Below are 18996 nucleotides of genomic sequence, written 5' to 3' on the forward strand. Positions count from 1 at the left end.
ACGCTTGCCGAGGCAGACGCCGCCGCCCACGCCGACGAGGCCCACGCCAGGGGCGAGGGTGCCGACCAGGCGTCCGCAAAGGCGACGCCGGCCGCGCGCGACGCGGGCGAGAAGGACGCCCAGGGCGGCCGCGAGGACGACCGCGAGGAGCATGGCGGACGTCGCCGCAGGCGCCACAACGGCCGCTCCGAGGCGGGGTCCGGCGGAAACGGCAACGTCGGCCGCGACAACAACCAGAGGCAGGGGCGCAACCAGCGCCGCCGCAACCGCAAGGGCAACCAGCGCGAGCAGAACGTGGAGCCCACGCTCTCGCGCGACGACGTGGCCCAGATGAAGGTGGCCGAGCTCCGCAAGAAGGCCGCAGAGCTCGGGATCGACTACGTTGGCCTGCGCAAGAAGGACCTTGCGGAGTCCGTGTACGAGGCCGCTGCGATCGCGGAGGGCTTCAGGCCGGTCGAGGGCGTGCTCGAGTTCCAGAACGAGGGCTACGCGTACGTCCGCACGGGCAACTACATGGCCGGCGACTCCGACGCCTTCGTGCATCAGCAGATGATCAGGCAGTTTGGCCTGCGCCCGGGCGACCGCGTCAAGGGCAGCGTCGCGCCCGCGAAGGCCGGCAACAAGTACCCGCCGCTGCACGCGATCGAGACCATCAACGGCCGCGCGCCGGAAGAGATGAAGTCTCGTCCGCGCTTCCGCGACCTCACGCCCATCTATCCCAACGAGCGCCTCGTGATGGAGCACGGCAAGGACTCCATCACCGGTCGCGCCATCGACCTGGTGGCGCCCATCGGCAAGGGCCAGCGCGGACTCATCGTGTCGCCCCCCAAGGCCGGCAAGACCACGGTCCTGAAGAAGATCTGCCAGTCCATCGCCGCCAACAACCCGGAGGTCCACCTGTTCTGCCTGCTCGTGGACGAGCGCCCGGAGGAGGTGACGGACATGGAGCGTTCCATCAGGGGCGAGGTCGTCGCGTCCACGTTCGACATGCCGGCCGCCAACCACACCTCCGTGTCCGAGCTGGTGATCGAGCACGCGAAGCGCCTGGTCGAGATGGGCGAGGACGTCGTGGTCGTGCTCGACTCCATCACGAGGCTCGCCCGCGCCTACAACCTCGCGGCGCCCGCCTCCGGCAGGATCCTCTCGGGCGGCGTCGACTCCGCGGCGCTGTACCCGCCCAAGAAGTTCCTCGGCGCGGCGCGCAACATCGAGAACGGCGGCTCGCTCACCATCCTCGCGTCCGCGCTCGTCGACACCGGCTCCAAGATGGACGAGGTCATCTTCGAGGAGTTCAAGGGCACCGGCAACATGGAGCTCAAGCTCGACCGCGACCTCGCCGACCGCCGCATCTTCCCGGCGATCGACCCCATCGCCTCCGGCACCAGGAACGAGGACCTCTTGATCGACCCCAACCTCCAGCCGTTCATCTGGGGCATCCGTCGCCTGCTCGCCAACATGAACAGCACGGAGCGCGCCGCGACGGCCCTCGTGCGCGGCCTGAAGGCGACGAAGGACAACGAGGAGTTCCTCATCCGCTCCGCGAAGAAGGCGCAGCAGACGGAGTTCGTCGGCGTGTAGCCTAACCCGTTAGGCCCCCTCGCCACGGGCGAGAAGGGCCCCGCAACGTACGAGCCACAACGCCAGGGCGTCCCTGCCAACCACGGCCGGGGCGCCCTTCTCCTTTGGGCCGTCGCGGGCCAGCTGGCCGTCGCGCGCTAGACCCCCGGCGCGTTTCGCATGGGCTCCCACAGGCCAAGGACCATCTCCTCAAGCTCCATCGTCACCGAGGCGGGGAGGATCTTCGTGATCACGTGGGCCGCCTTCATGTCGAGGGAGGGTATGCACAGCGCGCGCCCGAGCACCGCTGCGCGCAGTGCCCGGCGGACCACCTTGTCGACGGGACTGAAGCCTATGCGGCACATCTTGCGCGCGACCTCACTGTCGTTCGGCTTGTCCAGGAAGCCGGTCCGCATGAACTTGGGGCACAGCGCCGTTATGTGGATGCCGGAACCCGAAAGCTCGTGGTCGACGGTGCGCGAGAAGTCGAGTACGAACGACTTCGTCGCGGAGTACACGGAGAGCCTGGGTTGGGGGATGACGCCGGCGATGGACGCGAGGTTGATGATGCGCGAGCCCGCGGCCATGTGGGGGAGCGCGAGGTAGCACATCTCCACCACGGCCAGGCAGTTGAGCCGGACCATGTCCGCCGTGTCCTTCTCGCCAATGGCGGAAAAGTCCCCGAACTTGCCGAAGCCCGCGCTGTTGACGAGCCACTGCACGCGCGGCTCCTCGCGGGAAAGCTCCCGCGACACCTCCTCGAACGCGGCGGGGTCCGTGAGGTCGAGCGCAAGCACGCGCGTGGGCGTGTGGCACGCGGAGGCGACGTCCTCAAGGACGGCCTTGCGGCGCGCGATGAGCCAGAGCTCGTCAAGGGGGCCGCCCGCGCCCGCATCCAGCTGGCGCACGAACTCGCGGCCCACTCCCGATGACGCGCCCGTCACGATGGCGATGCTTTTCATCTATCTGCTCCTAAGATTTGGCCCTGAGCCTTGAAAAACCCGGGGGTTCGGCTAATATCGAAAACAGTCTGAGGTACTCTGCCTCGACTGCATACTACGACGGTATACGAAGATAAGACGAAGCAGGCCGTTGTCTCCGCCAATGGACGCATGGGGTGGCGAAAGCCGCCGGCGCCGCTGGCAGCTCTTCGATTCCGCGTGTGATGCATCGGGCACGGCGCGGGAGGTGCAGGGATGAACAAGGCAAGAAGGAACCCGGCGGTAGTTGCGGGGCTTCTTGGCGCATGGGGCGCCGTCGTCCCGCAGACGGCCCACGCGGCGACCCTGGCCGACCTCGGCCGCGACGTCGCGGGCAACCCCGTCGCAACCTTCGCCCTGGGCGTCGTCTGCGGTGCGGCCGCGACGAGCGTCGTGGCGCTTCTCGCCCGGGCGCATGCGCGCGGGGAAGACGCGGAGAAGGACGAGCAGGCGGAGGAGCCGACCGCCGTCCTGGGCGCGAGGGGCGCCGTCGCCGCGGACGCCGCGGTCGCGACCAAGGCCCCGGCTGCCCCTGCGGCGCAGGCGGATTACCGCAAGACGGCCCAGCCGGCCGAGCCGGCGCCCCGCAGCTACGCCGCCCCGAAGGCTTCGGCCGACGCCGGCCACTACGTGGGCGTCATGCCCGTCACGGGTGCGTACTCCGTGGACGAGACGATCGCGCGCCCCGTGAACGCGGCCATCGCCGCGCGCGTGCCCGCCGTGGACGAGGAGTCCGCGAACGAGAACGACTACGTGAACGTCGCGGAGCGCTACGTGAAGCACGAGACGCTTAGCGCCCGCATGGCCGCCCGGGCCCGCGGCGTGGCGAGCGTCCTGCACGACCGCCTTGGGGGCGACAAGTTCGAGGGGCTGCCCATCATCGAGCGCGCGGACGGATCCGTGGGCGACGTGGGCACGAGCTGGTGGAACGAGCGCCTGGGCGAGTCCGTGCGCCTGGTGGGAGGGCACGACCAGCTTGACCTTGCGCCGAGCGTGAACCAGACGGCGGAGTCGCTCGAGATCCCGGCGTGGATGGATCCGGCGCCGCGCCGCGCCGTCGCGGCCCAGGCGGAAGCCGCGCAGGACGAGGGCGCTGATGGCCGGAAGCTCACGCCCGCCATGGAGTTCGCACGCTCCCGCGCCGCGCGCATTGCGCGGAGCGTCCCGGAGGTGTACCAGGGCAAGTATCCCGAGCGCCGCGACGCGGACGAACTGGACCAGGGCGACCTGTGGGAGACCGCGCTCGAGGCGATGGACGAGAACATCGACCGCGGACCGCGCGTCCCGGCTTTCAACGACGTGGTGGGCAGCGCCGACACGATCGACGACCCGACCGGCCTCGAGGACCCGACGAAGTTCATCCCGTTCCGCACTCCTGCGGGGCATCCCGAGGTGGTGGACACCGAGTCCTACATCGACTACCTGATAGACGACGAGTTCTCACGCAACAAGAGCCAGGCGGCCCGCCGCTCCTCGCGCGAGTACCTCCACGTCATTCAGGGCGGCAGCCAGAGCATGAAGTCCACGGCGAAACTGCACCGCACGCGCCAGCGCGGCTCGCAGGCGGCGTACAAGCCCCGTCACATGGCGAGCATGGCAAGGGAGGCCTAGCGGGTGGCCGGCGGCAGGTCCGCGCACGCGCCGCGCGCCGCGGCCGCGTGGCTCGTGGTCGTTGTGCTGTGGCTCGCGTTCGTGTGGGGGCACTCGCTCGTGCCCGGTCCCGCGTCGACGGGGGAGAGCAACGTGGTGATGCACGTGCTGCGCCCCGCGTTCGAGGCGGCGGGCGTCACCGATACGCACCAGATGACGCACGTCATACGCAAGTGCGCGCACTTCCTGGAGTATGCGATGCTCGGGCTGCTGTGCTCCGGCCTGCGCACGGCGGCGCAAGGCGGCTTCATGCGAGCGTCCTACGGCGTGGACGCGGCCGCGATGCGCCTCGTGAAGCTCGGTACGATCGCGTGCTGCCTCGCGCCCGTGGCGGACGAGACGATCCAGATGTTCACGCCGGGCAGGTCGAGCCTGCTCACGGACGTGCTGCTCGACCTTGCGGGCGTGCTGTTCGGCACGCTCGTCATGCTGGTGGCGCGGCGCCTGGGGCGGCGCCGGGGCTAGCGACAAGATGGCTGTTGTCGGGGGGACGCGGGGACGACCGTGTCCCCCCCCCGCTTTTCTCGCCGCGTTATCGTGCACATGTTTCCAAACTGCTTCAAATGTTGCAGACACGATAACCATCGGCATCTTTCGGTGACTCAGAGCACCTAAAGGCTTAAGTTTGGTTCAAGCTAAATGATGCCGAGAGGCACCCTTAGTAAAGATGGAGGTAATAAAATGGCAAACAACATCTCGAGGCGCGACCTCTTCAAGGCGAGCGGTGCCACCGCCCTGGGCCTTGGGGTAGCCTCGCTCATTTCCGCCTGTGGCTCCGGTTCCGGCTCTGACGCCGCCATATCTGGCAAGACCCTGAAGGTCGGCCTCATGGGCCCGTATTCCGGCGACGTCGCCCAGTACGGCCTCGCCGTCCGCAACGGTGCGAAGCTCTACGTGAAGCAGTTCAACAAGAAGGGCGGCACCAAGTCCGGCAAGAAGATCTCCCTCGTCGTCCAGGACGAGAAGGGCGATGCCACCGAGGCCGTGAACGTGTACCAGAAGATGGTCGAGGACAACGTGGTCGGCATCATCGGAGATGTCACCTCCACGCCGTCCATCGCCGTCGCGCAGGAGTCCGTGAACGACAACATGCCGCTGGTGACCGCCTCCGCGACCGCGGCCGACTTCATCAAGTACGGCAAGAACGCGTTCCGCGCCTGCTACACCGACCCCTACCAGGGCAAGCTGATGGCCGACTTCGCCAAGAAGCAGGGCTACAAGACCGTCTGCACCATCTACAACTCCGGCGGAGACTACGAGAAGGGCGTCAACGACGCGTTCGTCAAGGAGGCCAAGAAGAAGGGCCTCACCGTCGCCACGCAGGAGAGCTACTCCCAGGGTGACGTCGACTTCAAGGCGCAGCTCGCGAACATCATCGCGAAGAAGCCGGACGCCGTCCTCTCCCCGAACTACTACCAGGACGACGGCAAGATCGTCACCCAGGCGCGCGAGCTCGGCTACAAGGGCGTCTTCCTGGGCGCCGACGGCTGGGCGAACATCGTCGGCGGCGACGAGGACTACGCCTCCGGCAAGGACCTCGAGGGCTGCTTCTATGACACCTCGTTCGTCTCCGCCAACGACGACGAGCGCGTCCAGCAGTTCATCAAGGACTACAAGGCCGAGTACAAGAGCGACCCGACGAACTTCTGCGCACTGGGCTACGATGCCGCGAAGATCCTGCTCACTGCCGTCGACAAGGTCGACAAGGCGGGTGCCAAGGACTACGAGGACTTCAAGCAGAAGGTCATCGACACCATCGCCAAGGACAAGATCGAGGGCGTTACCGGCACAATCAAGTTCGCCGGCACCGGCGACCCCGTGAAGTCGACGCTGATCATCGGCTTCAAGGATGGCAAGGAGTACATCGAGACCACCATGTAAGGACATGGTCTCTTAGGTAGTCGCTTTGGAGGCGCCGAGGGAACTCTCTCGGCGCCTTTGGGGTACAGGGGGCAGCGCGAGAGCCCCTCCGGGCCCCGATTAAGTATCAGAACCAACTAGCAAGTAAACGAGAGGAAGTGTTTGCCGTGACGTTTTTGACGCAGTTGCTGAACGGATTGCAGCTCGGCAGCATCTATGCGCTCGTCGCCCTGGGCTACACGATGGTGTATGGCATCATCCTGCTCCTTAACTTTGCCCACGGCGACATCATCATGGTCGGCGCGTACATTTCTTGGATCGTCATGGCGAAGCTGGGGATGAACCCCGCCATCGCCGTGATCCTTTCGGTCGCGGGCTGCACGCTGCTCGGCGTCCTTATCGACAAGGTCGCGTATGCACCGCTGCGCAACGCCCCGCGCCTTTCCATCCTGATCACGGCCATCGGCGTCTCGTACTTCCTGGAGAACGGCGCGCAGCTCGTCTTCGGCGCGGATGCAAAGGTCGTGCCGCCGTACATCGGCGTCTCGAACATCAAGGTCGCGGGCATGAGCCTCTCGCTCAACGCCATCCTCACGATCGTCGTGACGGCCATCTCGACGGCGGTCCTCACGTTCCTCGTTCAGAAGACGAAGCTCGGCAAGGCCATGCGCGCGGTGTCCGAGGACATGGGCGCCGCAAGGCTCATGGGTATCAACGTCAACACCACGATCTCCTTCACGTTCGCACTCGGCTCCGCGCTCGCCGGCATCGGTGCCGTCCTGTACAGCATGGCCTACTCCCAGGCGACGCCGACCATGGGCATCATGCTCGGCACGAAGGCGTTCGTCGCGGCCGTCCTCGGTGGCATCGGGTCGATTCCGGGCGCCGTCATCGGCGGCCTGCTCGTCGGCTTCGCAGAGGTGTTCGTCTCCGCGCTGGGTCTCTCCGTGTGGAAGGACGCCGTCGTGTTCCTGCTCCTTATCATCGTGCTGATCGTGAAGCCCACCGGCATCCTCGGCCGCACGATGAGCGAGAAAGTGTAAGGAGGTCGTCGTGGAAGAACTCAAGAACGAGGAGAAGCCCATCATCACCGCTGGCGCTCCGAAGGGCTCTCGTCCTCGCAAGACCATAACCGTCGGAAAGCGCTACATCATCAACACCGTGCTCGTCGTCCTGTTCCTCGCGGTCGGCGACATGATGGTGGGCCAGGGCATCATCACCCGCTACCAGACGTCTGTGCTCGAGCAGGTGGGCATCTACATCATCATGGCGGTGTCGCTCAACATCGCGACGGGCTACCTCGGCCAGCTGCCGCTCGGCCACGCCGGCTTCATGTCGGTCGGCGGCTACTCGTGCGCCATCTTCATCATGCGCATGATGCCCGCCTTCGGCGTCACGATGCGCGACTTCGTGCTCGGCACCCCCGCCGCGTCGCTCCTGTTCGTCATCGGTCTCGTGTTCGGCGGCATCTGCGCCGCCATCTGCGGCGTCATCATCGGCATCCCGGCACTGCGCCTGAAGGGCGACTACCTCGCCATCATCACGCTTGGCTTCGCCGAGATCATCCGCGTCGTCATGCTCAACATCGACGGCGTCGTCGGCTTCGAGCTCACGGGCGGCGCGAAGGGACTCACGGGCATACCCTCGTACACGAACTTCTTCAACACGTTCGTCGTCGTGGTCATCTCGCTCTTCCTCATCCACACCATGATGAAGTCCCGCCACGGCCGCGCCATCCTCTCCATCCGCGACAACGAGATCGCGGCCGAGGCCTCCGGCGTGAACACCACGTACTACAAGACGCTCGCGTTCGTCGTCTCGGCGTTCTTCGCCGGTATCGGTGGAGGCCTGTACGCTGGCTGCATCGGCGTCATGGCTCCCGCGAAGTTCGGCTTCATGAAGTCGATTGAGATCCTGGTCATGGTCGTCCTCGGCGGCATGGGCTCCATGCTCGGCTCCGTCCTGTCCGCGACCTTCCTCACGATCCTGCCCGAGGCGCTGCGCGCGTTCGCCGACTACCGCATGGTCGTCTACGCCGTCGTGCTGATCCTCGTCATGATCTTCCGTCCGCAGGGCCTGCTCGGAACGTACGACTTCTCGCTCGGCAACGTCCTCGAGAAGATCGCCAACCGCGAGTTCCCCTGGAAGAAGAGCGCGTCCGCAGAGGAGGTCGAGTAGCCTTGACCAGCGAAGAGAAAGAGAAGAAGCGCCGCTCCGTCCTGGTGCAGATGGAGAGCCCAAACCTCATCCCCGAGCGCGACCTCGGCAAGATCCCCGTCCTCGAGGCGAAGCACCTCGGCATCGACTTCGGCGGACTCACGGCCGTCGACGACTTCAACATCGCCATGGGCCGCACGGAGATCTCCGGGCTCATCGGCCCCAACGGTGCCGGCAAGACCACGATCTTCAACCTGCTCACGAACGTGTACAAGCCCACGCGCGGCACCATCCTCGTCGACGGCTATGACACCGCCGGCATGAGCATGGTCCAGGTCAACAAGCTCGGCGTCGCCCGCACGTTCCAGAACATCCGCCTGTTCAACCAGATGACCGTCGCGGAGAACATCCTCGTCGGCTTCGGCAACTCCATGAGCACGCACCTCCTGACCGACGTGCTCCGCCTCCCGAAGCACTGGTCGCAGGAGAGGGAGTTCCGTGACAAGGCGATGGACCTCCTCGGCATCTTCGACATGCAGAAGTTCGCGGACACCCAGGCCGGCAATCTCCCGTACGGCGCACAGCGCCGACTCGAGATCCTACGCGCCCTCGCGACGCAGCCGAAGGTCCTGCTCTTGGACGAGCCGGCCGCGGGCATGAACCCGAACGAGACCGAGGAGCTGATGGAGAACATCCTGAAGATCCGCGACGAGTTCCAGATCGCGATCCTGCTCATCGAGCACGACATGTCCCTCGTCATGGGCGTGTGCGAGGTCGTCGGCGTCCTCAACTACGGCAAGATCATCGCAAAGGGCACGCCCGAGGAGATCCAGCAGGACCCGAAGGTCATCGAGGCCTATCTCGGCAAGCAGGGGGTGAAGTAATGGCGCTTCTTTCCGTCAAGGACCTGCACGTATCGTATGGCGCCATCAAGGCGGTGCAGGGAATCTCGTTCGAAATCAACCAGGGCGAGATCGTCACCCTCATCGGCGCGAACGGCGCCGGCAAGTCCACCACGCTCAACACGATCGCGGGCATCATCAAGCCGGACGACGGCTCCATCGAGTTCAAGGGCGAGAGCCTCGTGGGCGTGAAGGCCCACAAGATCGTCGAGAAGGGCCTCGCCCTCTGCCCGGAGGGACGCCGCGTGTTCGCGCAGATGACCGTGGCCGAGAACCTCGAGATGGGCGGCTACACCCGCTCTGACGCGGAGAACTCGGAGACGCTCGAGATCGTGTACGAGCGCTTCCCGCGCCTGAAGGAGCGCATGAACCAGACGGCAGGCACGCTGTCCGGCGGCGAGCAGCAGATGCTCGCCATGGGCCGCGCCCTCATGAGCAAGCCCGAGCTCCTCATGCTGGACGAGCCGTCCATGGGCCTCGCACCCATCCTCGTCGAGGAGATCTTCGACATCATCCGCGCCCTGAACGAGCAGGGCACGACCATCCTTCTGGTCGAGCAGAACGCCTCCATGGCGCTGTCCATCGCGGACAGGGGCTACGTGCTCGAGGTCGGCCACATCAGCAAGACCGGCACCGGCGCGGACCTGCTGCACGACGACGACGTCCGCAAGGCCTACCTCGGAGGCTAGGCTCGCGCGTCGCACGAAGGCACGCCGCCACGCAGGCTAGCGAGACAAGAGAACGGGCGCCCCTTGCGGGGCGCCCGTTCTTCTCGTATTACGGCACTTTTGATGCCCGCGCGGCCCGGCGCACGCGACGAGGCGACACGCACCTGCGCTACAGCAACTCCGGCGCTACAGCACCTCGACCGAGGTGCCACGCGAGTTCGCGGCAAGCACGCGCACCCAGAGGCCGTCCACGTGGTTCTCGACCATGTTCGAGACGGACGCAGCGACGCGCTCCGCGGCGTCGCGCCCGTCCGTGATGGCGAGCATGGTGGAGCCGGAGCCGGAGATGAGGAAGGCGGCGGCGCCGGCCGCGAGCGCGGTGCGGCGGATGGGCTCGTAGTCCGGGATGAGGGTCGCGCGGTATGGCTCGTGGAGGCGGTCCTTCGCCGCGGCGGAGAGGAGCTCCGCGTCGCCGCGCCTGAGAGCGTCCACGACCGCGACGCAGTGTCCCATCTGCCACACGGCGGTCTGGACGGAGACCTCCCTCGGCATGACCTTGCGCGCCTCCGCCGTGCGGACCTCGTACGGGGGCGCGATGGCCACGAACGTGAGGTTGGGCGCGATGTCGAAGCGCAAGGAGCGCGTGCGGCCCTCGTCCACGAACGAGCTCACGAGCCCGCCCATGAGCGCCGGGGCCACGTTGTCAGGGTGTCCCTCGATCCTGGTGGCGAAGTCGAGTGCGGCGTCCGCGTCGATGCCGCCCGCGTGGAGCACCTGCGCCGCAACGACGCCCGCGACGACGCAGGTGGAGCTGGACCCGAGGCCGCCCGAGAGCGGCACGGGCGAGTCGATGGTGATGTGAAGCGCGTGAGGGCGCTGGTACAGCTCGCGGCAGGTGTCGAGGTAGCTCGTCCACACGAGGTTGTCCTCGCCGCGGAAGCGCTCCTGGCAGCCGTCGATCAGGAGCCGGTCCGACACCTCGAACGTGAAGCTCGCCGTGAGGTCGAGCGCGAGCCCGAGGCAGTCGTAGCCCACGCCCACGTTCGCGGACGTCGCGGGCACGAGCACGCGGAACCTGCGCGGCGCCTCGTTGCCCTCGGCCGCGCGGTCCTTGGTCTGGTCAGTCATGAGTTGAGCCCCCAAAGCGTCGATGCGTGCGGACGTTAGGCGAAGATGCGGTGGCAGGAGCCCTCGACGAACGCCGTCATGGCGCCCATGTCGCACACGTCGGTGTGCAGGACGGGGGCGTTCCTGAGGCCGGAGAGCTGCGCCGGCGCCGCGACGCCCGTGAGGCGCTGCAGCTCGTCCATGCACGCGAAGCCGTCCAGGCCGCTCACGTCCGTGCCGAGCGCCGCGAGGACGTCAGCGGAGAACTTGTACGGGCTCGCGGTGGACAGGCACACGCGCTGGCGGCCATCGGGGGCGAACCTGCCCAGCACGTGACGCGCGACGGCGGTGTGGGTGTCGATGAGGACGTGGTCCTTCTCCCACGTGTCGCGGATGGTCTGGCGGGTCTCGTCGTCCGTCGCGAAGCCGCAGTCGAACGTCTGGCGCAGCTTTGCGAGAAGGTCCTTGGATATGGTGTAGTAGCCCTTCTGGGCGAGGTCGGCCATGTAGCCCGCGACCATCTGGCAGTCGCCGTCCGTGAGGTAGTACAGCATGCGCTCGAGGTTGGACGACACGAGGATGTCCATGGAGGGCGAGATGGTCTTGACGAAGTCGCGACGGCGGTCGTACGTTCCGGTGGTGAGGAAGTCCGTCAGGACCTTGTTGCTGTTGGACGCGACGATGAGCTTGCCGACGGGAAGCCCGAGGAGCTTTGCGTAGTAGCCGGCGAGCACGTCGCCGAAGTTGCCGGTGGGCACGCAGAAGTCGACCTCGTCGCCGATCACGATGGCGCCGGTCTGCACGAGCTGGGCGTACGCGGAGAAGTAGTACGTGACCTGCGGGACGAGGCGGCCGACGTTGATGGAGTTCGCGCTCGAGAGCATCACGTTCTGCGCGGCGAGGCGCCCCGCGAGCTCCCTGTCCGCGAAGATGCGCTTCACCTGGGTCTGGGCGTCGTCGAACGTGCCCCTGATGCCGCAGACCGCGACGTTGTCGCCGGTCTGGGTGACCATCTGCAGGTGCTGGACGTCGGAGACCTTGCCGTCGGGGTAGAAGACCGTGACGCCCGTGCCCGGCACGCCCGCGAAGCCGGCGAGGGCCGCCTTGCCGGTGTCGCCCGACGTGGCGGTGACGATCATGACGTTGCGCCCCTCTCCCTTGCGCGCGACGGACATGAGGCGCGGCAGCATCTGCAGCGCGACGTCCTTGAACGCGCAGGTGGGACCGTGGTAGAGCTCGAGCAGCCAATCGGTGCCGAGCGGGGAGAGCGGCGTGACGGCCGGCGTGTCGAAGTTGTCGGCGTAGGCGGCTTCCACGCACGAGGCGACCTCCTGCTCCGTGAAGTCCGGCAGCAGGGTGCCGAGCACGCGGCACGCGATCTGGTGGTAGCCCTCCTGGCACACGGCCCGAAGGTCCAGCTTGTTGCGGACGGCGTCGTCGCTCACGTAGAGCCCGCCGTCGGGCGCGATTCCCGCGAGGATTGCTTGCTTGCTTGTTACGGCTTCGCTATCGCTGCGCGTGCTGTGATAGAAAGTAGTCATCGTGGCGCTCCTTGCCTCGGATTGGCGGCACTACATAACGTATGATAGCTGCAGCCGGCATCGGGCCGTTCTAACGTCACACAACAGAAAGATTGGATAGCCATGAAGATCGCCGTATTGGGCTATGGCACCGTCGGAAAGGGCGTCGACCGCATCATCTCGGAGCGCGTGAGCGGCGTGGAGGTCTCTCGCATCCTCGAGCTGCCGGACCGCCTGACCGACCCGCGCATGACGTCTGACTATGCAGAGATCGTGGAAGACGACGACATAGAGGTCGTCGTGGAGTGCATGGGCGGCCTCGAGCCCGCCCACACGTTCATCCTGGACGCGCTCGCGAAGGGCAAGAGCGTCGTCACGTCCAACAAGGCCGTGGTCGCCGCCTACTTCGACGAGTTCGTTCGACAGGCGAACGCGACGGACGCGAGCCTGCTCATCGAGGCGTCCGTGGGCGGCGGCATTCCCTGGATCGCCTCGATCGAGAAGGTGCGCCGCATCGACGAGGTCACGTCCTTCTCGGGCATCATGAACGGCACGACGAACTTCATCGTGGACGCCATGGTGAAGGAGGGTGCGGACTTCGACCAGGTCTTGGCGGAGGCACAGGCCCTGGGCTACGCCGAGCGCGACCCGTCCGCGGACGTCGACGGCGTGGACGTCCGCAACAAGACCATCATCACCGTGGGCGTCGCGTTCGACACCGCGTGCGAGAAGGACATACCCACCACGGGCATCAGGACGCTCACCAAGGGCGACCTCGACGCGCTCCGCGCGCTGGGCAGGGGAGTGAAGCTGCTGGGCCGCGGCGTGCAGTGCGACGGCGGCTATGCGGCCGCCGTCGAGCCCGTCGCCGTGCCCGTCGAGTCGCTCGAGGCGAACGTGCCCTCCAACTTCAACCTCATCTCGCTGGACGCCACCACCGTCGGGCCGCTCAAGTTCTACGGCCAGGGCGCCGGCATGCTGCCCACGGGCAACGCCATGGTGCAGGACGTGCTGGACTTTGCGGCCGGACGCCGCCCGCGCTACGACTTCTCGCGCGGGCTCGCGTGGCGCCCGGAGCTCCTCACGTCCGACTACGTGTTCCGGACGAGGGCGGAGCTAGACGGCGCGGAGCCGTTTGGCGAGGGCATGGTGGTCGTACGCGGCCTTTCCGCGGTGAAGGCGCGCGAGGTCTTCGAGTACGCAACGAGCGTGGACGCGACCAGCTTCATGGCGGCGCTCCCGCAGGAGGGCTAGCACATGATCAAGGTATCCAAGTTCGGCGGCTCCAGCGTCGCCGAGGCGAGCCAGTTCAAGAAGGTCAAGTCCATCGTGAAGGCGGACCCGGACCGCAGGTTCATCGTCGTGTCCGCCGCGGGCAAGCGCTTCAGCGGCGACAACAAGCTCACGGACCTGCTCCTTCTGGTGAACGCCCACATCGAGTACCACGTGGACTGCACGTCGCTTCTGAAGACCATCGAGCAGCGCTTCGTGGACATCAGGGACGAGCTCGGGCTGAAGTACCCCATAGAGGAGAAGTTCGAGGAGTTCTCCTCCGTCGTCTCCAGCCTGTCGCCGGAGTACATCGTGTCGAGGGGCGAGTGGTTCACCGGCCAGCTCATGGCCGAGTACCTGGGCATCCCGTTCGTGGACGCCGCCGACGTGATCGTGTTCCACCACGACGGCACCGTCGACATGGAGCGCACGGCCACCCGCGTGAAGGACGCCGCGGCGCGCCTGGGCGGGTTCCTGCTGCCCGGCTTCTACGGGTCGACGGTCGACGGCACGCTGAAGCTCTTCCAACGTGGCGGCGGCGACATCACCGGCGCGATCCTGGCGCGCTGCCTCGACGCCGGCGTGTACGAGAACTGGACGGACGTCTCGGGCTTCCTCGCGGCCGACCCCCGCATCGTGGACAACCCCCGCTCCATCCACCGCATCACGTTCGACGAGATGCGCGAGCTCTCGTACATGGGCGCCTCCGTCCTGCAGGAGGAGGCCATCTTCCCCGTGCGCGAGGTCGGCATCCCCATCCAGATCAAGAACACGAACGACCCGTCCGCCCAGGGCACCGTCATCCGCGAGACGGCGACGGAGCACGAGCGCGAGCACCTCATCACGGGCATCGCGGGCAAGAAGGACTTCATGGCGATCCACGTCCAGAAGGCCCACATGTCCAACTCCGTGGGCTTCGTGCGCCGCGCGCTCTCCGTGTTCGAGCGCTACGGCGTCTCCGTCGAGCACATCCCCACGGGCGTCGACTCCTTCGGCATCGTCGTGAACGGCGCGGACGTGAAGGACACGATCTACTCGATCGTGAACGACCTCCGCCAGGAGCTGAAGCCGGACAGCATCAACGTGATCGACAGCCTGGCGCTCATCTCCGTCGTCGGCCGCAACATGAGCCGCCGCGCCGGCACGTCCGGCCGCATCTTCGGCGTGCTGGGCGAGGCGGGCATCAACATCCGCATGATCACCCAGAGCTCGCAGGAGATCTCGATCATCCTCGGCGTCAACAACTCCGACTTCGCCCGCGCCATCAAGGTGATCTACGACAACTTCGTGGAGTCGGAGTACGTGAACCTGGACGAGAAGAACTAGACACCACGGGCCGGGATTCGCACGTGGTCCCGAGCCCGGCGCCTGCGTTTCTCGCCGTGCGAGAACAGTGAGGAGATTTTCATGGCAGACAAGAAGGTCGTCGCGATCTTGGGAGCAACCGGCGTCGTTGGCACCCAGATGATCCAGTGCCTGGAGGAGAGGGACTTTCCCGTGGAGCGGCTCGTGCCGCTTGCGAGCGCCCGCTCCGCCGGCAAGACCGTGAGGTTCAACGGCGAGGACGTGACCGTGCTCGAGGCGACGCCGGACGCGTTCGACGGCGTCGACATCGTGCTGGGCGCCGCGGGCGACGCCCAGGCGAAGGAGCTCCTGCCCGAGGCCGCGGCGCGCGGCGCCGTGTGCGTGGACAACTCCCACGCGTTCAGGCTGGACGCGGACGTGCCCCTGGTCATCCCGGAGATCAACCCCGAGGACATCGCGAACCACCCCAGGAACATCATCGCGAACCCCAACTGCGCCACGATCATAGGCCTCGTCCCCACGTGGCCGCTTGCGCAGAGGGCTGGCCTCACGAGGCTCATCGTAAGCACGTACCAGGCCGCCTCCGGCGCCGGCATGCCCGGCCTTAGGGAGCTGGAGCGCGAGAGTCGCGTGCTGGCCGAGGGCGGCGAGGTGGGCGACACCGCGCCGTTCGCCTACCAGCTCGCGTTCAACCTCATCCCGCAGATCGGTGGCTTCAAGGAGGAAGCGTACACCTCCGAGGAGCTGAAGATGCAGAACGAGGGCCGCAAGATCATGCACATGCCCGAGCTCCGCGTCAACTGCACCTGCGTGCGCGTGCCGGTCATGCGCTCGCACTCCGAGTCCATCACCGTCGAGTTCGAGCGTCCCATCACGCCGGACGAGGCGCGCGAGGTGCTTGCCGCGGCGCCCGGCGTCAAGGTGGTGGACGACCCCGCGAACCTGCGCTACCCCATGCCGCTCGACACGTCCGACCAGGACCTGGTGTACGTGGGCCGCATCCGCCGCGACCTTTCCGCACCGGACGGCGTGAACGCGCTCACGTTCTTCTGCTGCGGCGACCAGATTCGCAAGGGCGCGGCCACCAACGCGGTGCAGATCGCGGAGCGCCTGCTGTAGCGTGGCGCACCGTGGCGCGGCGCCCGCGGCGTCCGCGCAAGGCTTGCAAGAGTAGGGGGCGCCATCTGGCGCCATGACAAAGGGGGGGCGGGTCGAGTGGCCCGTCCCCTCTGCATGTGCGTACGTGGAAAAGGCGATGGGGGCGAGAAGGGCACCCGCTCGCGGCGGAAGCCACCCCTCTCGCGCGCCCTAGTCCTCCGCGTTGGCGAGGAACCTCTTGGTGCGCTCGTCGGTGGGGTGCACTAGGACCTCGTCCGGCGTGCCCTCCTCCACGATCTGCCCGTCGAACAGAAAAGCGATGCGGTCGGACACCTCGCGCGCGAAGCCCATCTCGTGCGTGACGATGCCCACGGCCATGCCGTCCGTCGCGAGCCTGCGGATGAGGCGGTGCATGTCCTGCGTCAGCTTGGGGTCGAGGGCGGAGGTCGCCTCGTCGAAGAAGATGACCTGCGGGTTCATGCAGAGCGCGCGGGCGATGGCGACGCGCTGCTGCTGACCGCCGGAAAGCTGGTCGGGCACCTTGTCCGCGTGGTCCGCGATGTCGAGCTGCTCCAGGAGCGCGCGGGCCTGCTCCTCCACCTCCTTGGGGTCGCGCTTCTGCACGACGATGGGGGCGTCCATCACGTTCTTAAGCACCGTGTAGTGCGGGAAGAGGTTGTAGTTCTGGAACACGATGCCAAAGCGCATGCGCGCCTGGCGCATGGCCGCCTTGTCGTAGGTGGTCTTCTCGCTTCCGGGCTCGTTCGCGCAGACGCGGACGTTGCCGTAGGCGAGCTCGCCCGAGTCGAACGTGTCGAGAAGGGCGAGGCAGCGCAGCATCGTGGACTTGCCGGCGCCGGACGGTCCTATGAGCGAGACGACCTCGCCGTGGCCGATCTGGAGGCTGACGTCGCGGAGGACCACCTTGTCGCCAAAGGACTTGCGCGCGTCCTTCACGTAGACGGCGGGAAGGCCGAGCGCGGACGTGAGGCTGATATCGGGGCGCGGCATCTCGCGCAGCTTGGGCTTAGTCATGGTAGTAGTCCATCCTCTTCTCGATCCTGCGCATGATGAATTCGATTACCAGGCACGTGACCCAGTAGATGGCGGCCGCTATGGCGAACGGGACCATGCTGCGCTGCGACGCGACGAGCGCGCGGCTGGTGGTGAACATCTCCGCGACGCCAATGGAGAACGCGAGCGAGGTGTCCTTCACCAGGGTGACGACCTCGTTGCCCATCGCGGGAAGAATCCTCTTGAACACCTGCGGAAGGATGATCCTGAAGAACGTCTGGCCCTTGGAGTAGCCAAGGACCTGAGCCGCCTCGTACTGGCCGCGCGGCATGCTCTGGATGCCGGAGCGGTAGATCTCTGCGAAGTAGGCCGCGTAGTTCACGATGAACGCGATCATGACGGCCACGAACATGTAGTCCGGCCCCGTCTGCTGCCCGAAGAGGTAGTAGGGGATGAAGAACACGGCGAACATCTGCAGCATGAGCGGGGTGCCGCGCATGAGCGAGATGTAGAGGCCCACGAGCCACGAGAGTGGCCTGAACCGGGAGAGCCTGCCGAGCGCCACGACGACGCCCAGGGGGATGGCCCCCACGAGCGTGATGGCGAATATCTGGAGCGACACGACGTAGCCGTCCAGGAGCATGCTGGTCATGGTCGAGATATCCAAGTTGCTTACCGCCTTGTGATAGCTGGTTTGCATGGTGAACACTATGGTATGCCAGGAGGGGACGCACGTCCCAGATGACAAAAAGTCGGCGGCCACGGGGGCCGCCGACCGGCAGGGCATCTGTGCCGTGGCTAGAGCACCCAGAGGTCGTACGACACGCCCTGGTCCGCGTACTTCTCGCACAGCTCCTTGACCTTGCCCTGCTTGTCGAGCTTCTTGAGGTCCGCCTGGACGGTCTTCGCGAGCTTCTTGCCCTCGTCGGTCTTCGCGAAGCCGACGGCGAAGTGCTCGGAGTTGAGGGCCTCGTCGAGGATGGCGAACTTGTCCTTGCGGTCGCCGATGTTGTACACGGCGACGGGGTAGTCGATGGCGACGGCGTCCACGGAGCCGTTCTCGAGCATCATGAACGCGGTGTTGTAGTTGTCGATGGTCTGGAGCTTCTTGAACGTGCTGCCGAGCTTCTCCTGCGAGCCGCCCTTGGACAGCAGGTCGAGCGCGGCGGAGTCAGCCTGGGTGATGACGTTCTTGCCCGCGAGGTCCGCAAGGGTCTTGATGCTGGAGTCCTTGGGGACCACGATCACCTGGCGGTTCTCCATGTAGGGCTTCGTGAACGCGTAGTCCTTCTCGCGGCCCTCGATGGTGAAGCCGTTCCAGATGCACGTGATCTGGCCGCTGTTGAGCAGGCTGTCCTTGGCGTCCCACGAAATGGGCGTGGGCTTGTACTCCCAGCCCTCCATCTTGCAGACGGCCTTTGCCAGGTCGAGGTCAAAGCCGGTGTACTTGCCGTCGTCGCCGACGTAGCCGTACGGCGGGAACTCCTGGTCGAAGCCGACGACGAGCTTCATCTTCTTCTGCGTCTTGGTGGCGGTGCCGCCGGAGCCGCATCCGGCAAGGCCTGCGAGGGTGGGGGCGGCGAGGGCCGCGGCGGAGAGCTTGAGGAACTGACGACGATCCATGGGATACCTCCGGGCATCGTGGCGTGCGATAACGAGAGCCGCGCATTCACTTTAGCGCGCTACAGTAAGCATAGGCCACGCGGATGGGGGCTTCAAGTTGCGTGCAGTTAAGAGTCTGTTTCGCAATGGGGTGGCGCGTGCGGCCGGGGAGGCGAGGGGGCGGCGCCGTGCCAGAGGGGCGGCATTGTGCCGTACATGGGGCCGCCGCGGGCGAAGGCACGGGACCTTCTCCACCTTGTCTCCATTTTGTGAAGGACATCCTGAGCCATCTACGTGCGCGTTT

The 18996-nt window shown here is 66.4% G+C and carries 17 protein-coding genes; 11 read left to right on the forward strand and 6 right to left on the reverse strand.

Annotation, left to right across the window (positions count from 1 at the left end; translation table 11 throughout):
- On the forward strand, nt 1–1578 hold a 1578-nt coding region (gene rho / locus ACTQWE_RS01710), incomplete at its 5' end, for a transcription termination factor Rho (RefSeq protein ID WP_441921214.1).
- Between the two features lie 137 nt (nt 1579–1715).
- Here the strand turns inward: rho and ACTQWE_RS01715 are convergent.
- On the reverse strand, nt 1716–2519 hold the full coding sequence (locus ACTQWE_RS01715) for an SDR family NAD(P)-dependent oxidoreductase (RefSeq protein WP_170104538.1): 804 nt from the start codon (nt 2517–2519) through the stop codon (nt 1716–1718).
- Nucleotides 2520–2753: 234 nt separating this feature from the next.
- Here ACTQWE_RS01715 and ACTQWE_RS01720 point away from each other — a divergent pair, with 234 nt between their 5' ends.
- From ACTQWE_RS01720 to ACTQWE_RS01750, 7 genes are all read left to right on the forward strand, one after another.
- Nucleotides 2754–4148, forward strand: coding sequence for a hypothetical protein (locus tag ACTQWE_RS01720; RefSeq protein WP_441855551.1), 1395 nt, complete (start codon nt 2754–2756; stop codon nt 4146–4148).
- A gap of 3 nt (nt 4149–4151) precedes the next feature.
- Nucleotides 4152–4652, forward strand: coding sequence for a VanZ family protein (locus tag ACTQWE_RS01725; protein ID WP_170104540.1), 501 nt, complete (start codon nt 4152–4154; stop codon nt 4650–4652).
- A 216-nt stretch (nt 4653–4868) separates the two neighbouring features.
- On the forward strand, nt 4869–6068 hold the full coding sequence (locus tag ACTQWE_RS01730; protein ID WP_441855549.1) for an ABC transporter substrate-binding protein: 1200 nt from the start codon (nt 4869–4871) through the stop codon (nt 6066–6068).
- 146 nt (nt 6069–6214) lie between these two features.
- Nucleotides 6215–7090: a branched-chain amino acid ABC transporter permease gene (locus ACTQWE_RS01735; protein ID WP_170104542.1), complete on the forward strand. Its 876-nt coding sequence runs from the start codon at nt 6215–6217 to the stop codon at nt 7088–7090.
- A 10-nt stretch (nt 7091–7100) separates the two neighbouring features.
- Nucleotides 7101–8225 (forward strand): branched-chain amino acid ABC transporter permease, encoded by a 1125-nt coding sequence (locus ACTQWE_RS01740; protein WP_441855546.1) that lies wholly within the window; start codon nt 7101–7103, stop codon nt 8223–8225.
- A 50-nt stretch (nt 8226–8275) separates the two neighbouring features.
- Nucleotides 8276–9088, forward strand: a complete 813-nt coding sequence (locus ACTQWE_RS01745) for an ABC transporter ATP-binding protein (protein ID WP_170104552.1) — start codon at nt 8276–8278, stop codon at nt 9086–9088.
- Nucleotides 9088–9795 carry an ABC transporter ATP-binding protein gene (locus tag ACTQWE_RS01750; protein ID WP_170104543.1) on the forward strand — a complete coding sequence of 236 codons (708 nt, stop codon included), beginning with the start codon at nt 9088–9090 and terminating at the stop codon, nt 9793–9795. The genes ACTQWE_RS01745 and ACTQWE_RS01750 overlap by 1 nt, the downstream gene beginning before the upstream one ends.
- Before the next feature lie 165 nt (nt 9796–9960).
- Here ACTQWE_RS01750 and thrB read toward each other — a convergent pair whose 3' ends face one another.
- Together thrB and thrC are read right to left on the reverse strand one after the other, a co-directional pair.
- Entirely contained in the window at nt 9961–10902 is a 942-nt protein-coding gene (gene thrB, locus ACTQWE_RS01755; protein WP_441855544.1) for a homoserine kinase, read from the reverse strand.
- Nucleotides 10903–10937: 35 nt separating this feature from the next.
- A complete protein-coding gene (gene thrC, locus ACTQWE_RS01760) occupies nt 10938–12422 on the reverse strand; it encodes a threonine synthase (RefSeq protein WP_441855542.1) in 1485 nt (494 codons plus the stop codon).
- A 102-nt stretch (nt 12423–12524) separates the two neighbouring features.
- On the opposite strand from thrC, the gene ACTQWE_RS01765 reads away from it, so the two are divergent.
- From ACTQWE_RS01765 to ACTQWE_RS01775, 3 genes are all read left to right on the forward strand, one after another.
- Nucleotides 12525–13655, forward strand: coding sequence for a homoserine dehydrogenase (locus tag ACTQWE_RS01765; RefSeq protein WP_441855541.1), 1131 nt, complete (start codon nt 12525–12527; stop codon nt 13653–13655).
- A gap of 3 nt (nt 13656–13658) precedes the next feature.
- Entirely contained in the window at nt 13659–14999 is a 1341-nt protein-coding gene (locus ACTQWE_RS01770; protein ID WP_441855539.1) for an aspartate kinase, read from the forward strand.
- An 81-nt stretch (nt 15000–15080) separates the two neighbouring features.
- Nucleotides 15081–16097 carry an aspartate-semialdehyde dehydrogenase gene (locus tag ACTQWE_RS01775; protein WP_170104547.1) on the forward strand — a complete coding sequence of 339 codons (1017 nt, stop codon included), beginning with the start codon at nt 15081–15083 and terminating at the stop codon, nt 16095–16097.
- A gap of 189 nt (nt 16098–16286) precedes the next feature.
- On the opposite strand, the gene ACTQWE_RS01780 is transcribed toward ACTQWE_RS01775, so the two are convergent.
- From ACTQWE_RS01780 to ACTQWE_RS01790, 3 genes are all read right to left on the reverse strand, one after another.
- Nucleotides 16287–17111: an amino acid ABC transporter ATP-binding protein gene (locus ACTQWE_RS01780; RefSeq protein ID WP_441921216.1), complete on the reverse strand. Its 825-nt coding sequence runs from the start codon at nt 17109–17111 to the stop codon at nt 16287–16289.
- Entirely contained in the window at nt 17104–17742 is a 639-nt protein-coding gene (locus ACTQWE_RS01785; RefSeq protein ID WP_206109874.1) for an amino acid ABC transporter permease, read from the reverse strand. The genes ACTQWE_RS01780 and ACTQWE_RS01785 overlap by 8 nt, the downstream gene beginning before the upstream one ends.
- Before the next feature lie 146 nt (nt 17743–17888).
- Nucleotides 17889–18713 (reverse strand): transporter substrate-binding domain-containing protein, encoded by an 825-nt coding sequence (locus ACTQWE_RS01790; protein ID WP_170104548.1) that lies wholly within the window; start codon nt 18711–18713, stop codon nt 17889–17891.
- Nucleotides 18714–18996: the final 283 nt, after the last annotated feature.

Origin of the sequence: Parafannyhessea sp. LCP19S3_B1 (genome assembly GCF_052121955.1) — a bacterium.
Classification (GTDB): Bacteria; Actinomycetota; Coriobacteriia; order Coriobacteriales; family Atopobiaceae; genus Parafannyhessea.

Excerpts from the sequence above, each read along its gene's own strand:
- ACTQWE_RS01715 (WP_170104538.1), bottom strand. The coding sequence starts at position 2,519 with ATGAAAAGCATCGCCATCGTGACGGGCGCGTCATCGGGAGTGGGCCGC.
- thrB (WP_441855544.1), bottom strand. The coding sequence starts at position 10,902 with ATGACTGACCAGACCAAGGACCGCGCGGCCGAGGGCAACGAGGCGCCG.
- ACTQWE_RS01750 (WP_170104543.1), top strand. The coding sequence starts at position 9,088 with ATGGCGCTTCTTTCCGTCAAGGACCTGCACGTATCGTATGGCGCCATC.
- ACTQWE_RS01720 (WP_441855551.1), top strand. The coding sequence starts at position 2,754 with ATGAACAAGGCAAGAAGGAACCCGGCGGTAGTTGCGGGGCTTCTTGGC.
- ACTQWE_RS01730 (WP_441855549.1), top strand. The coding sequence starts at position 4,869 with ATGGCAAACAACATCTCGAGGCGCGACCTCTTCAAGGCGAGCGGTGCC.
- ACTQWE_RS01780 (WP_441921216.1), bottom strand. The coding sequence starts at position 17,111 with ATGACTAAGCCCAAGCTGCGCGAGATGCCGCGCCCCGATATCAGCCTC.
- thrC (WP_441855542.1), bottom strand. The coding sequence starts at position 12,422 with ATGACTACTTTCTATCACAGCACGCGCAGCGATAGCGAAGCCGTAACA.
- ACTQWE_RS01775 (WP_170104547.1), top strand. The coding sequence starts at position 15,081 with ATGGCAGACAAGAAGGTCGTCGCGATCTTGGGAGCAACCGGCGTCGTT.
- ACTQWE_RS01790 (WP_170104548.1), bottom strand. The coding sequence starts at position 18,713 with ATGGATCGTCGTCAGTTCCTCAAGCTCTCCGCCGCGGCCCTCGCCGCC.
- ACTQWE_RS01765 (WP_441855541.1), top strand. The coding sequence starts at position 12,525 with ATGAAGATCGCCGTATTGGGCTATGGCACCGTCGGAAAGGGCGTCGAC.
- ACTQWE_RS01745 (WP_170104552.1), top strand. The coding sequence starts at position 8,276 with ATGGAGAGCCCAAACCTCATCCCCGAGCGCGACCTCGGCAAGATCCCC.
- ACTQWE_RS01770 (WP_441855539.1), top strand. The coding sequence starts at position 13,659 with ATGATCAAGGTATCCAAGTTCGGCGGCTCCAGCGTCGCCGAGGCGAGC.
- ACTQWE_RS01785 (WP_206109874.1), bottom strand. The coding sequence starts at position 17,742 with ATGACCAGCATGCTCCTGGACGGCTACGTCGTGTCGCTCCAGATATTC.